Source organism: Flavobacterium sp. CG_9.1, assembly GCF_015751645.1.
GTDB lineage: Bacteria > Bacteroidota > Bacteroidia > Flavobacteriales > Flavobacteriaceae > Flavobacterium > Flavobacterium xanthum.
In genome coordinates this window covers 92,721-105,740 of sequence record NZ_JADOVC010000005.1, presented here as the reverse complement: position 1 = coordinate 105,740, position 13,020 = coordinate 92,721, and the positions used below count along the sequence as shown (strand labels likewise).

At 32.9% G+C, this 13,020-nt stretch carries 15 protein-coding genes; 10 read left to right on the top strand and 5 right to left on the bottom strand.

The genetic code is table 11. The features are described 5' to 3' along the window. Positions 1–13: 13 nt before the first annotated feature. Entirely contained in the window at positions 14–169 is a 156-nt protein-coding gene (locus IWX83_RS04400) for a hypothetical protein (protein ID WP_175547746.1), read from the bottom strand. Positions 170–610: 441 nt separating this feature from the next. On the opposite strand from IWX83_RS04400, the gene IWX83_RS04395 reads away from it, so the two are divergent. The 3 genes from IWX83_RS04395 to IWX83_RS17150 all read left to right on the top strand — a co-directional run bounded on the left by IWX83_RS04395 (position 611) and on the right by IWX83_RS17150 (position 1,487). Then, on the top strand, positions 611–754 hold the full coding sequence (locus IWX83_RS04395; protein ID WP_196827915.1) for a lmo0937 family membrane protein: 144 nt from the start codon (positions 611–613) through the stop codon (positions 752–754). A 29-nt stretch (positions 755–783) separates the two neighbouring features. Further along, complete coding sequence (locus IWX83_RS04390) at positions 784–1,086, top strand: YtxH domain-containing protein (protein WP_196827913.1); 303 nt, start codon at positions 784–786, stop codon at positions 1,084–1,086. Positions 1,087–1,211: 125 nt separating this feature from the next. Continuing rightward, the gene (locus tag IWX83_RS17150) at positions 1,212–1,487 is read left to right on the top strand and encodes a hypothetical protein (RefSeq protein ID WP_231379804.1); all 276 of its coding nucleotides are present in this window, start codon (positions 1,212–1,214) and stop codon (positions 1,485–1,487) included. Here IWX83_RS17150 and IWX83_RS17370 read toward each other — a convergent pair. Then, the gene (locus IWX83_RS17370) at positions 1,478–1,609 is read right to left on the bottom strand and encodes a hypothetical protein (protein ID WP_255546178.1); all 132 of its coding nucleotides are present in this window, start codon (positions 1,607–1,609) and stop codon (positions 1,478–1,480) included. The two genes, IWX83_RS17150 and IWX83_RS17370, sit on opposite strands and share 10 nt — an antisense overlap. Positions 1,610–1,709: 100 nt before the next feature. Here IWX83_RS17370 and IWX83_RS04380 point away from each other — a divergent pair, with 100 nt between their 5' ends. Then, positions 1,710–2,045, top strand: a complete 336-nt coding sequence (locus IWX83_RS04380) for a hypothetical protein (protein ID WP_196827911.1) — start codon at positions 1,710–1,712, stop codon at positions 2,043–2,045. A 94-nt stretch (positions 2,046–2,139) separates the two neighbouring features. On the opposite strand, the gene prfA is transcribed toward IWX83_RS04380, so the two are convergent. Then, positions 2,140–3,216, bottom strand: coding sequence for a peptide chain release factor 1 (gene prfA, locus IWX83_RS04375; RefSeq protein ID WP_066082500.1), 1,077 nt, complete (start codon positions 3,214–3,216; stop codon positions 2,140–2,142). Between the two features lie 412 nt (positions 3,217–3,628). Here prfA and IWX83_RS04370 point away from each other — a divergent pair, with 412 nt between their 5' ends. The 3 genes from IWX83_RS04370 to IWX83_RS04360 all read left to right on the top strand — a co-directional run bounded on the left by IWX83_RS04370 (position 3,629) and on the right by IWX83_RS04360 (position 7,045). After that, entirely contained in the window at positions 3,629–4,294 is a 666-nt protein-coding gene (locus IWX83_RS04370) for a hypothetical protein (RefSeq protein ID WP_196827909.1), read from the top strand. 231 nt (positions 4,295–4,525) lie between these two features. Continuing rightward, complete coding sequence (locus IWX83_RS04365) at positions 4,526–5,749, top strand: tRNA modification GTPase (RefSeq protein WP_196827907.1); 1,224 nt, start codon at positions 4,526–4,528, stop codon at positions 5,747–5,749. A gap of 225 nt (positions 5,750–5,974) precedes the next feature. Beyond that, a complete protein-coding gene (locus IWX83_RS04360) occupies positions 5,975–7,045 on the top strand; it encodes a type I restriction endonuclease (RefSeq protein WP_196827904.1) in 1,071 nt (356 codons plus the stop codon). Between the two features lie 538 nt (positions 7,046–7,583). On the opposite strand, the gene IWX83_RS04355 is transcribed toward IWX83_RS04360, so the two are convergent. After that, a complete protein-coding gene (locus IWX83_RS04355) occupies positions 7,584–8,102 on the bottom strand; it encodes an SRPBCC family protein (RefSeq protein ID WP_073353942.1) in 519 nt (172 codons plus the stop codon). A gap of 693 nt (positions 8,103–8,795) precedes the next feature. Continuing rightward, a complete protein-coding gene (locus IWX83_RS04350; RefSeq protein ID WP_073353940.1) occupies positions 8,796–9,536 on the bottom strand; it encodes a DUF3891 family protein in 741 nt (246 codons plus the stop codon). 459 nt (positions 9,537–9,995) lie between these two features. On the opposite strand from IWX83_RS04350, the gene IWX83_RS04345 reads away from it, so the two are divergent. The 3 genes from IWX83_RS04345 (at position 9,996) to IWX83_RS04335 (ending at position 12,935) form a co-directional block, all read left to right on the top strand. After that, the gene (locus IWX83_RS04345) at positions 9,996–10,238 is read left to right on the top strand and encodes a hypothetical protein (protein ID WP_196827903.1); all 243 of its coding nucleotides are present in this window, start codon (positions 9,996–9,998) and stop codon (positions 10,236–10,238) included. A gap of 626 nt (positions 10,239–10,864) precedes the next feature. Next, a complete protein-coding gene (locus tag IWX83_RS04340) occupies positions 10,865–11,710 on the top strand; it encodes a formate/nitrite transporter family protein (protein ID WP_196827902.1) in 846 nt (281 codons plus the stop codon). A gap of 745 nt (positions 11,711–12,455) precedes the next feature. Next, positions 12,456–12,935 (top strand): DUF6265 family protein, encoded by a 480-nt coding sequence (locus IWX83_RS04335; RefSeq protein ID WP_196827901.1) that lies wholly within the window; start codon positions 12,456–12,458, stop codon positions 12,933–12,935. Positions 12,936–13,020: the final 85 nt, after the last annotated feature.

Sequence of the window (13,020 nt, the reverse complement as noted above, 5' to 3'; positions counted from 1 at the left end):
CCGTATTTTAAGATCAAATTTCTGATCCGCTACTTCCTTCTATTTTAAACACCGAATCTTCAGATGCGGTTTTACCGCAGGCATTATACAACAATGAAAGGATTTCCTTTTGTTTCCAGTCACACCGTAATTGCAAATTACCATCGACACTCCAAAAAATGATGCCCATCTTTAAATTCTGTAATATAATTCGAAATTGATGTAACAGAAAACCACTACGAGCTTTGCACCTTTGTCAAATAAGAAAAAAGAGTACAACATTGTAAAAATGAAACGCAAAAGATATAGTAGTACCATTCCGTTTTAAAGTTCGCCATCAAAAATTTACAGCACAAAATGCTTTTTGGAATTCTACTCCTCTATATTTTCAGAATTACAAGCATGTAAACGTCCAACAAACGATAGGGAATCTAATTTCACGAAAAATAATTCGGAACACCGCTATTACAGAAAAAGACCAATTACAATATGGTTTGATTCCAATGCCAGCGCAACTGAAACGTGTACTTTGCTCTTCATTTTGGATGGAGTACGTTTCACTAACGAACTAAGAAATTATATATAAAACTCAAAATTATTTTTTCAAATTTAAAGAAAACACAAATAAATCATGCACAATTTACTGTACATAATGGCTGCGGTCTTAGTACTACTCTGGACAATAGGCTATTTTTATTATAACGTGGGCAGCAGCATTCATTTTTTATTGGTGCTAGCCGTACTGGTCATTTTAGTGTCAGTAATAAAAGAATAAAACAGTAAATAAACTAAAAAAAAACAACAATGAAAGAGAGCAATTTGGCAATAACAATACTGGGTAGCATAGCAATAGGAGCAATTTTAGGAGTACTTTTCGCGCCAGCAAAAGGTTGTGAAACGAGAAGAGTAATCGGTGATAAAAGCACTATTATTAAAAATACTCTTCTGAATTCATCCAAAAAAATAGCGAATGTCATTTCTCCAATTATAAGCGACCTCAAAAATGAATCCCGAAAAATTATTGGAAATAGCAAAGGGATCAACAAGGATGCGAAAACAAATTTAAATAATTTAAGAGACATTAATAAAGCTACGATTTTTGAATAAAACCGCTTTAAAAATTTCCCTTTTAATACGATACAATACCTCAATTTATTCTAAGCATCAATCCAACCAAAAATGATATAAAAAATACTTTCAACATCAAAGCAATACGTACAATAGCAGCCGTAGTGTTAGGGATTACAACGACCAGCGCACAAGAAGTGAAAAATTATGATCAAGGATTTCGTCTTGGATTTGGTATAAACGGAGGACTTCCGCTTGACAATCCTTATGACTACAATTTACATACTGATGCCAGAATCCAATATGATTCATCCAAAAAATATTCCGTAACACGTACCAGAGTATTCAGTACTATGTTTGTGTCTGGTAAAGACAATAATCTCGGTTACATCCCTGTAAAAGTTGGTTTCAAAGCTTTTGTTCTAAAAGACTACTTGTAATAATTGGGAGAAGCTGGCGCGGCTTTTGATATGACAAACGGATAGAACAAAACCTCCTTATTATTGAGTCCGCCATTGGGTATGCCGCTAATGAAATTGACATTAGCTTGAAATGCGAACATTTCAATGACTTTTCAGTACTAAAAAACGAAGTAATATAAGACGGGGTTGGCCAAATAGCCTTGCGACTGGCGTACAGGTTAAAATTATAATGCAACCAATATGAAAAACTTCATACACTTAGTAGGAATTCTTATTATCGCCAATGCGCTTCACTCTTGTGAAAGCAATGAAGAAAAAAAAGCCGAAATAGTAACAAATAACTACATTCGTTTTATTGATTCCGTAACAACCAGCGGCACAAATGATGCGCTGACTAATTGGAATACCATTCAGAAATGTTATGAGAAAAAATCAAATGACCTCAATCTCCAAATTGACTTGCTAGAAGACAATACAATCTTTGATGAAAAAATTAATGCTGCCACCTCAAAATATGAGACTTTCAGAAACCTAATTGTGGAAAAAAAATTAAAACAAGAGGCAGGAAGTTTTTAACCACAAAAGAGATTGCTTCTTAGAATTATAAAAAAAACCAGCGGAAAATTATTTTCGCTGGTTTTTTTATATTTATTAAATTCTAAATTACTTTTTAGAATACTTCACTTGCTTCTTTCAATTTCTCCATATTGTTTACTAACGCAAGTTCATCAACAATTTTCTGAATGTCACCATTCATAATATTTCCTAGATCATACAATGTCAATCCCACACGGTGATCCGTAACACGACCTTGTGCATAATTGTAGGTCCGAATTTTAGCGGAACGGTCACCAGAACTCACTTGAGACGTACGCTTGGTAGCGTCTTCAGCTTGTTTTTTAGCTAATTCCTGCTCGTATAAACGGGAGCGCAACACACCAAAAGCCTTATCTTTATTCTTGTGCTGTGATTTCTGATCCTGACATTGAGCCACCAATCCTGTAGGAATGTGCGTCAAACGAACCGCAGATTTAGTCGTATTTACGGATTGTCCTCCAGGTCCTGACGAACAAAAGAAATCCACACGCACATCATTCATATCAATCTGCACATCGAATTCCTCTGCTTCTGGAAGCACCATTACTGTTGCTGCTGATGTATGGACACGGCCTTGTGTTTCTGTTTGAGGTACCCGTTGTACCCGGTGTACACCTGCTTCAAACTTCAAGGTTCCGTAAACATCCTCACCCGTAACTTCAAAAATCACCTCTTTGAAACCACCTGATGTTCCTTCATTCATATCCACCACAGACGTTCTCCAACCTCTGTTTTCACAATATTTGGTGTACATACGGAACAAATCCCCTGCAAAAATACTCGCTTCATCCCCACCCGTTCCGGCACGAATTTCCACCATAACATTCTTAGCATCTTCGGGATCTTTAGGAATCAACATAAATTTGATTTCGTCCTCTAATTCTGGCAATCTTTCCTTGGCTTCATCCAGTTGCATCTTGGCCATTTCGGTCATATCAGCATCACTGTTATCGGATATAATTTCGTTTGCTTCTTCGATATTCGCCATCAAAATTACGTATTCATCGCGTTTTTCAGCCAACGCTTTTAAACTTTTGTACTCTTGATTCAATTGCACATAACGCTTTTGATCCGAGATTACATCGGGCTGAATGATCAAATCCGAAATCTCATCAAAACGCTGTTTTACTATTTGCAGTCTATCTAACATATTCTAATCCTTTATTTGGAGTGCAAAATTACGAAATTTTTGTTTACCGTAGTATGTTTCAAGTTGAGATTGTAGTTGTGAGTTTTTAGGAGCTGTTTCCTGCTATTCGTTGCAATCTTTTTAATAATTTAGGCTGGAAGCCTTCGAAAGGCTTCCAGCCTAAATTATTAAAAAGGATTTTCACTGCTATCAGGGCTAGGAAATTTGTACTAAAAAAAGAACATTTACGGTTTACCGTAAGTTTGTTACAATAAAAGGAATTAGTTTTGTTTGATAATTTTTTATCAGTATTTTCGGAATTAAATTATATATTTGTGAAGCACTGCTAACCTTTATATTTCTTAAACTAAAGGTGATACTTTAAATGGTGTGATAAAAACTATAAGACTTTTACTAAAATACAGACTAATTTATGAAACTATTGACTTATCTATTTTGTCTTTTCGCATTCCATACCATGTATTCCCAACACGTGTATCAATTTGATTGTGAAGTTCGATACCAATTTCAATCTAAATTGAAAAACGTAAGTGATACAAGAAGTTATCTAATCAATTCTAAAGACAATAGCTATTATGCTTTAAAAATCCCAATACGCAAAAATAAATATAAACTGATACTTATGGATTATGACGGTTTAATAGCACGACAAATTTTCAAAATAGAAGAATTGGAAAAATCAGGTGTAACCATAGCACTTTTTAATGCAAACTCTTACAGTAATCCCTACAAATACCAGATCAATACCTATGATTTTGAAAAACATAATGACACTTTAATTGATGGAAAACGATTAAACACTATCTCCTTAGTGAGTACAAATGACCAATTAAAGAAAAATAAAAACATAGGTCATAATAAATATTTAGTTGACCCAAGTTTCGATTTTTTACCTATGCTAGAGTTTGCAACTGCCTATGAAATTTGGAAAGCACGCAAAAATTATCCGAATGGACTCCTTGCACAATTTTACATGTTTAATGCAAAAAATGAGATTGAATCTTCACTACTATTTAAAGAAATAATATATCGAGACTTCAAAATTTCATATTACAATTATGTACCCAAAAAAATATAAAAAACAATTTAAAACGTCGGCTAATTAGGCTGATTGGTTTTTCCAAAAAATTGAGAAAGACCAGCAATAAAATAAACTATATCCCAATCGCGCAGTTATACAAAAATGCATTTTTTAAAAAATTTTGACTCCAGCTTAAATTGTATATATTTACTCATCACATAACACGCTCCTATAATTAGCTTAATAAGGTTATTAGGCATTTTATGCTAACAAAAATTAGAATTGATTATGAAAAAAAAATTACTATTACTTTTAATTATAATCTTAAGTTTTAATGCGTCGGCACAAATTTCCTTTGAAAAAGGATACTTTATTACAAATGCTGGAGAAAAAATTGATTGTCTCATCAAAAATATCGATTGGAGAAACAACCCCATGGATTTTGAATATCAGCTTGTACAAAACGGTACATTGATGAATGAAAATATCAAATCCGTAAAAGAATTTGGAATTTACAATAACTCAAAATACATTAGAAGTACCGTTAGAATAGATAAATCTGGAAATAATATTAACAATTTTAGCGATGAAAAAAATCCAATATTTGTTGAAGAACAACTTTTTTTAAAAGTATTAATTGAAGGTAAATCTAATTTATACCAATATGAAAAAGGAAACTTACAACGATTCTTCTACAATAAAGATAATGGGAATATTGAACAGCTAGTTTTTAAAAATTTTAAAAATTATGAAAACAAAACAGGGGAGAACAATCAATTTAGACAGCAATTATGGAACGATTTAAAATGTCCTAGCTTTACACTTAATAAAATGACAAATTTAAAGTACCAAAAAAATAGTCTCATCGCTTATTTTACGGAGTACAATAAATGCAACAATTCAGAATTCATAAACTATGAAAGCAAAGTTAAAAAAGATTTATTTAATTTATCCATTAGACCGCGTTTGAACAACTCCTCTTTCTTTGTAGAGGATCTTGTTTCTAACTCTCCTGATATAGATTTTGGAAATAAATTAGGATTTAGCTTTGGTGTTGAAGCGGAATTTATATTACCCTTCAATAGGAATAAATGGGCTTTAACCATTGAACCAATTTATCAGAATTACAAATCCGAAAAAGCAGTTAATGGAAGCTTCTTTTCTGGTCGAGAACAAATTGCAACTGCTAATTACAATTACATTGAGATTCCAATAAGTGTAAGACATTACTTTTTTCTCGATAACAATGGTAAAGTTTTTATCAATGCTTCATACATAATCGCTATCAGTTCAAATTCATCACTTGAATTTACAAGTCCTCCCAATATCTTTTCCAAATCTGTAGAACTTGTAACTCGACGCAATTTTGGTTTCGGTGTAGGATATAAATTTAAGAACAAATACAGCTTGGAGATGCGTTTACAAACTAGCACAAACATTGTGGCAGATTATGGTTATTGGGATTCAAATTATAAAACATCATCGTTAATATTTGGATATACGCTATTTTAAAAATTACCAGATCGCTCACATAGACATAATCGTGAGGCAGTTTTGCAAACGGTGCCTAGAACAATGAGCAAATAAACAACAGCTTCTCCAGCTATTGCGAGCATAGCAAAACACGAACGCTAGTGCGAGCGATTCACTCTAGCAGGGGACGATATACAAGTTAGCTGTAACCATACCCAAAAATTGCAGAAAATAACTACATTCACAAAATAAAACATCATATACATGGAAGATTTAAAATTAAAATTGCAACAATTACATCAAAGAGTTGACTCTTTAAAAGACCAAATAAATACAGAGGAAGCTACAAAAAATGCTTTTGTTATGCCTTTTATTCAAATTCTTGGGTACGATATTTTTAATCCAACAGAAGTAATTCCTGAATTTGTTTGTGATATAGGAACTAAAAAAGGAGAGAAAATAGATTACGTTATTAAACGAGATGGTGAACCAATTTTAATTATTGAATGTAAAAATTGGAAAGAAAATGTTGATGTTCATAATTCTCAACTTCATAGATATTACCATGTCTCAAAATCACGTTTTGGTGTTTTAACAAACGGACATATTTATAACTTTTATGCAGATTTGGAGAAACCGAATATAATGGATGAAAAACCATTTTTTACTTTAGATATATCAGACTTAAAAGATACAAGTTTAAAGATTTTAGAGAATTTTTCTAAAAACGGTTATAATCTTGAAGAAATTTTAGATTCAGCAGAAGGATTAAAATATATAAAAGCAATTAGAAACGAATTTGAAAAAGAAATTCAAGAACCTTCTGATGAAATTGTTCGTCTATTAGTTAACCGATTTTTTAATAAACCTTTAACAGCTCCAAGATTAGCTGCATTCAAAGAATATACTAAAAAAGCTTTTTCTAATTCTATAAATGAATCTATAAATTTCCGCTTAAAAAATGCTTTAAATATTTCTGAAGCCGTTCCTTCAAAAGCAACTGAACAAATCAGAACAATCGATGAAAATGTAGAAATTCCAAAATTTATTACAACAGAGGAAGAAATCGAAGGTTCACAAATCGTTAAAGCAATTTTAAGAGAAGTGCTTCCAGCTTCAAGAATTGCGTTTAGAGATACACAATCCTACTTTGGTGTTTTATTGGACGATAATAATAGAAAACCTATTTGCCGTTTGCATTTTAATTCTACTAATAAATACATTGAGCTTTTCAACAACGGAAAAGATAACGGAGAAAAAAAACTAATAACTTCATTAGATGAAATTTACAATTACAAAACTGAATTATTAGCAACAATAAAAAACTTCGTGTAGTATTCTGTATACCTTCTAGCTCGGATTTGCAATCCGTGACCTCAACAATGAACAAATAACTAAACCCAAAAATTGTCATCCCGACGAGCGAGGAATTTTCGCTACTTGCTCACTTGCTGAGATTCCTCCTTCGTCGGAAAGACAAAATAAACTCGAAAATCACCACCTATTTCTTTACCTTACTGATATTGCGTGTAAGCTGGGGATTTAATCAACATCAGTTAAGTAAAAGCAATTTGATGTTTTTGTTATTTTAGTTGTATCGCGCCATAAGACACTTATATTTCTTGTACTTGATTATTCTGAAAAAAAAATTTATGAAAACCACACGAACTTTACAGCTCTTATGACCCCGTCCCGAAGCTCCGGGCTCGCAACAGAGGAGGAATTTGATTATTAATAAACATTAATAGTCAAAAGCATTTCTTAGCAGGCTGTTGAAGGATAATTAGTCAACTGGCTTTGACAGTTTTAGTTTTTGATAAAAATAAAAAAAATAAAATTATTCCGTTTAGCTTAAGTACTTCTTGTAAAAAAATTATCGTTCCAGATTCTCTTTCAACGTTACTAAACTAGTAGCAATGTCGGTACCTATTAATTTTTCGAGATTTAAAAAATAAATGATAACATTCAGTGGGAAATTATAATGACTACTAAAAGTCCAAGTAACTTTTGTCTCGTTTTCATTAATTGCTGTTAGTGCGATCGAAGCAAAGGACTTTAGAGGTACAGGTTTTGTAAATTGGATATTACAGCAAATTTCATCGCCTTCTATTATTTTTGAAATGGTTTGCGTTCCCGTACCAATACTATTTATTTTGCTACTCCATGAATAGGTAAAACCAACTTCGCCATCAGTTCCAGAATAAGACTTTACAGTATTTGGGTCTTTTCTATTGTAATAACTATACTCGTTTTGATTTCTAAGTAATTTGATATAACTAAAAATTTGTTGTTTTGGCCTTTCGACATTTATTTCTCTAACAATTAAATAATCATTCTTTAAATAAGATCCTAAAACAATTATTGCTACGGCTATTAATACTATTACAATCATACTTTTTTTATAAATTTAATCAATTGATTTTAATTTTGAATCAATATCTTGAATATAAAACTTACGCAATAATTCACTTAGGCTTAAAATAATTATAAAAGCGTACCCTAAAATATACTAAAATTAGTTTTTACACTACCCACTATTGCGGATTTGCAATCCGTGCCCACACCAATGAGCAAATAACTAAACTTCACCGTTGTCATTAAACCCAGCGAGGAAATTTTGTTACTTGCTCACTTGCTGAGATTCCTCCTTATCGGAGTGTCAAAATAAACTCGACAATTCTTAACTATTACCTTGCCTTCATGACATTGCACGCGAGCTTGAGATTAAATCGAGATTAGTCAAGTAAAGGCAATTTGAGGTTTTTGTTATTTCAGTAGTATAGTGCCAATAGACACATATTTTAATTGTACTAGATTATTCTGCAAAAGTTCTTATAAAAACCATACGAAGTGTGTAGCCCTGATGGTAGCGGCATCCTCGCAGCGCAGCGGAGAGATACAGCGCACAGCAGGAGTATTCGTCCTTTAAAAAAATCATATCGACTGCTCCTAAAAAACAGTAAACACATGCCGTTCGTAAGTCGCTCTCCGAAGTGTTTCTTGCGTAAAGTTGCAATTGCTCTGTAGTTTATCAAGACCTTTTTTTGCTTTCGAGCAGACCTAGTCGAACGCTGTAACCTTTACATTATTTTGTAAACAGAAATTCTTCTCTCTGTACGGGAGTCCTTTCACAGATTTCATTAAAATCTTGGATGGAATTAAAGTGTAATTGCTCGATTATTTTATATTCATAGAACACCTTAAATGAATCCTTCTTAAACACCCATGGTGTTACCGTAATTTCATTTTTGGCTTTATAAAAAGTTTGGCTCATAACACCATCGGGGCTTTTGGCTATTTCCATCTTTCTGCCTTCGAGTTGTATTTTATCCATGCATATCAGAAGCGAAAAAGCATCGCACCACTGCACAAAGCGATACAAACGCTCTGCATATTTTTTATCGATGTCTAAATGTTTTAGAATATCTTTACGGTTTTTTTCTTGCCCTTTTAAAAAGGCGTCTAATTTTTTGTCCTCACTATCGCTTGTATCACCAAAAATAAAATTGATATGCAAAGAAGTGAGCAAGGCATTCAACTGACACTTTGAAGTGGCCATTTCCATCACATTTAGGTATTGCTTTAAATCTGTTTTTTTAGAATCATCATGTACCCTAAAATGTCGAGGTGCACCTGCTTCCGTAAGATTTTTAATTGCTAATGTTTCGGCAACACCATCATCATGCTCGGCAATGGTAATGAGGGTAGGTACCATTATCTCATTAGGCAAATCAATATCATATTGGTAAGCCAACATAGCTGCTAGCAGGCCGTGGGATCGCTGGTTGATAATTTTCCAACCTTTTTGATGGGATTCAACAATCATAATTTAAAATGTGTTGGTCATAATTATTTTCATAAACTAGACCGGATTCCAATCTATAAATCAGGGTCCAAATCAAATATAGTGAAAATTCTTTAAAATCCTCGGTAGTGGTGCGTTCTTTAAATCGTAAATTTAAGCTGGATCTGATGTTGGTTGGAAATATAAAATAATTGATTTCTAATTGATTGCAGTAGGCTTAGCTACTGAAAATATTTTTGAGGATAGTGAAAATACTTTTATTAAATGGTTATCTTTCCATCAAATTTATGATTCATAGTGCAACTGCTACAAGTTTGAGGATTTACTAGCATTAGCTCTCTGAACTATTCCTTCTTTTTAAGTAACGATGGTTCTAAAAAGTCTCCCGACTCAGTCTATGAAAGTTCTTTCCACTTAAAATTCGCGCTTGTTGTATGACTTAATCCAACTTTTAAAAAACATTACGCTAAAAATAATTTTATGAAGTCAATCTACACCATTCTAATTTTAATGTTCACTTCAACAGCATCTTCTCAATCGGATACTGTGGTTGGTGCTTATGCGCTTACACTTGCGACTAAGGAAATTGATGTATTTGAATATAAATTGACTTTATCCCAAGATGGCACCTTTTACTTTCACTATTATTCCAATATTAAAAGAGGCATTCCACCGGAAAACACACATACGGAAAAGGGACTTGGAGCGAGCAAAACAATGTGATTTCTTTTCGTACCGATAAGAAATCTGATTTGGATGAAAAACACACCTTCGATTTTACAAACTCTAAGGCTAGATTTATAATTAAATCCCCAAGAAACAAAACGGATAGCGTAATTAAAACAAGACTTACATTCGTAGAATCTGATATTTTTTGGATGAAAAATATTGCTATGATTAAACTAGATTAAAACGTTTTATAGATTAACCAATCTAATTATCAGGCACTACTTTTTAAAAGTTACTATCGCTGCATGAGCCGTCCCACTTTTATGTTCTCTCATAAAAACTACGAGTACTACGAACAATTGATTGCTTTGGTCCCCAATCTAAAATGAAACAACAAAAGGAACTTTTAACTTTTGATAAAAAATACTATCTTTATTCTACTAAAGTGTCTCACATAGATTTAAATAAGACAAAAGAGATCTAAAAATTAAAGCCTATTTTATATTTTTCACGTGACTAAATAGCAAAAAAAAGGGAAGAAAAGATATAGAATTAGGCAAAAAGGGACGATACAGCAGCACTAATTTCGACCCTGTTGTCTGTACAAAATCTTGGCTTATTTTATTTATTCGCAACTTTCTTTACACATCGAATTGTGAAATGGCCAAACAAAAAACACTATGAAAACTGAAACTAAGAAGCAAGAAAAATTCCAAAAGGATTTAGAAAAAAAATCAAAGGAAATTGACGGTGTCAGTGAATATCGTGATATCCTAAGTCGCGTAATTCATGAGGGTGAAGATATCTTCAAGATCAATAGCAAAGCTTTGACTCTAAGTGCTGTTATTGCAGGACTTGAAATAGGATTTAGCTATTTTCTTCTTTGCACTTTGTACTATTTGTTATCAGGAAAAGTAGAAGAGACAACTATTTTTAAATTACTTAGTGTGGTCTATCCAGTAGGATTTATAATGGTTATTCTCGGAAAGTCGGCTCTTTTTACGGAACAAACTTCCGTTTTGACCTTACCGGTATTAAATGGTCAAAGAACGATCTGGGAATTACTTCGGATTTGGGGATTCGTTGTTTTAGGGAATGTCGTTGGAGGAATTATATTCACCTTGTTTATTGGCTTTCTTGCCCCACATTTAAGTTTATTTACGCATGAAACCATGGTAAGCATAGGAAGTCACGTAATTCACTATGATGCCTGGGTCCTCTTTTTAAGTGCCATTGTTGCTGGCTGGTTAATGGGTTTATTGAACTGGTTATTGAACAGTACCTTAAATTCACTCACACGCATTTTCCTTATTTTTATGATCACCGGTGTCATCGGTTTTGGAGGCTTTCACCATAGTATTGTAGGTAACATTGAAGTGTTTGGAGCCTTTTTACATTCAGAAACGATTACGTTTTTAGACTACTTATGGTTTTTAGTTCTCGCTTTATTAGGCAATGCGATTGGCGGTGCTATTGTTGTGGGACTTTTCAAATACAGAATTTTCGAATCAAACTATGCCAGCTGAAAATAACACAGGATGCGCTAAAGTAGGTCTAATTTAAAGTGGCAATTCTATTGCGTTAAATCATTATGTCTGTAAAATTCAACTATCTCCCACTGCGTTAGGCACCGCTGAAATATGCTACCTCTTTTTTAAAAAGCTAATTGCAGCATTTACAGCACGGATCATTAAAACGAAATAACTTATCAGGACTTGCTATTTAGGAAAATTAACGATACAAAAATAGAATTACATCCCTTCCGAAGTACTACCTCGTATAAATAGCGATTGCTGTGCGAAATCCTAATTCAAAAAAGCATTTTATCTTGGAAATTGCACTTGGAGAGGGTATTTTACCAACTTAGTACCTCATTAAAGAAACTGTAAATCAGGATCAATAATACTCAATAAAACAGCCTTTCAGGAAACAAAAAGCAACACAAAGCCCCTGAAAAATACAGAATCAAAATTTAATTTGACTAAACTATAAAAGCAAATAGTAACAGTTACCGCGTTAAAAGATATCGCTATACTTCTTGTACATACTATTTTACTTTCGAAAAAGAGAAAACAAAAAAGAAGGATTATGATTTTTTAAGCCATCCTACTAAGCATCGAAGGCTGCTACTTACTCTGATTTTTGTAGTTGAATTTAATTGCCTATTTAAAACCACATTCCCCATAAAAGGTTACCGATAATATATTCATTACTTTCGATCTTTTTTATAAATTTGTGCTGTTGTCCCGACGCACTTTAAAAGAAACTATTATGAAAAATATATTGAGCTTAAGCTGTTTAATTTTGGTACTAGCTTCCTGCAAAGAAGATAAATCACGAACATACGAAAAGATCAATGCCGCAAATTGGCTCCTGGGTAATTGGGAAAATAAGTCTGTTGAAGGAAACCTAACCGAATCTTGGAAAAAAGCAAACGACAGCACTTTTCAAGCAACTTCCTACTTCATAAAAGAAAAAGACACGTTACATTTTGAAACAATTATTTTGGAACAAAAAGGCGAAAATGCAACATATTATGCTGCTGTGCAGGGACAAAATGACGGCAAACCGATTGCCTTTAAATTAAAGGCAGCATCCGAGAAAGAATTACTATTCGAAAATCTACAACACGATTACCCGCAAAAAATCAATTATACTCCAATTACTGCAGACAGTTTAGTTGTGAAAATTTCTGGAATGCAACAGGGAAAACCTAGCTCAGAACAGTTTTCGATGAAAAGAATCAAGTAAAAAAACTAATTTTTCGACTTCAAATACAGCCTTACTCCAGAAAAGTAAGGTTTTTTTATGCTCTTAAAATACTGTTTTTCAAAAT

Bases quoted from the DNA above. Each gene is read 5' to 3' on its own strand.
- IWX83_RS04400 (WP_175547746.1), bottom strand. From the start codon at position 169: ATGGGCATCATTTTTTGGAGTGTCGATGGTAATTTGCAATTACGGTGT.
- IWX83_RS04395 (WP_196827915.1), top strand. From the start codon at position 611: ATGCACAATTTACTGTACATAATGGCTGCGGTCTTAGTACTACTCTGG.
- IWX83_RS04390 (WP_196827913.1), top strand. From the start codon at position 784: ATGAAAGAGAGCAATTTGGCAATAACAATACTGGGTAGCATAGCAATA.
- IWX83_RS17370 (WP_255546178.1), bottom strand. From the start codon at position 1,609: ATGTTCGCATTTCAAGCTAATGTCAATTTCATTAGCGGCATACCCAAT.
- IWX83_RS04380 (WP_196827911.1), top strand. From the start codon at position 1,710: ATGAAAAACTTCATACACTTAGTAGGAATTCTTATTATCGCCAATGCG.
- prfA (WP_066082500.1), bottom strand. From the start codon at position 3,216: ATGTTAGATAGACTGCAAATAGTAAAACAGCGTTTTGATGAGATTTCG.
- IWX83_RS04370 (WP_196827909.1), top strand. From the start codon at position 3,629: ATGAAACTATTGACTTATCTATTTTGTCTTTTCGCATTCCATACCATG.
- IWX83_RS04365 (WP_196827907.1), top strand. From the start codon at position 4,526: ATGAAAAAAAAATTACTATTACTTTTAATTATAATCTTAAGTTTTAAT.
- IWX83_RS04360 (WP_196827904.1), top strand. From the start codon at position 5,975: ATGGAAGATTTAAAATTAAAATTGCAACAATTACATCAAAGAGTTGAC.
- IWX83_RS04355 (WP_073353942.1), bottom strand. From the start codon at position 8,102: ATGATTGTAATAGTATTAATAGCCGTAGCAATAATTGTTTTAGGATCT.
- IWX83_RS04350 (WP_073353940.1), bottom strand. From the start codon at position 9,536: ATGATTGTTGAATCCCATCAAAAAGGTTGGAAAATTATCAACCAGCGA.
- IWX83_RS04345 (WP_196827903.1), top strand. From the start codon at position 9,996: ATGAAGTCAATCTACACCATTCTAATTTTAATGTTCACTTCAACAGCA.
- IWX83_RS04340 (WP_196827902.1), top strand. From the start codon at position 10,865: ATGAAAACTGAAACTAAGAAGCAAGAAAAATTCCAAAAGGATTTAGAA.
- IWX83_RS04335 (WP_196827901.1), top strand. From the start codon at position 12,456: ATGAAAAATATATTGAGCTTAAGCTGTTTAATTTTGGTACTAGCTTCC.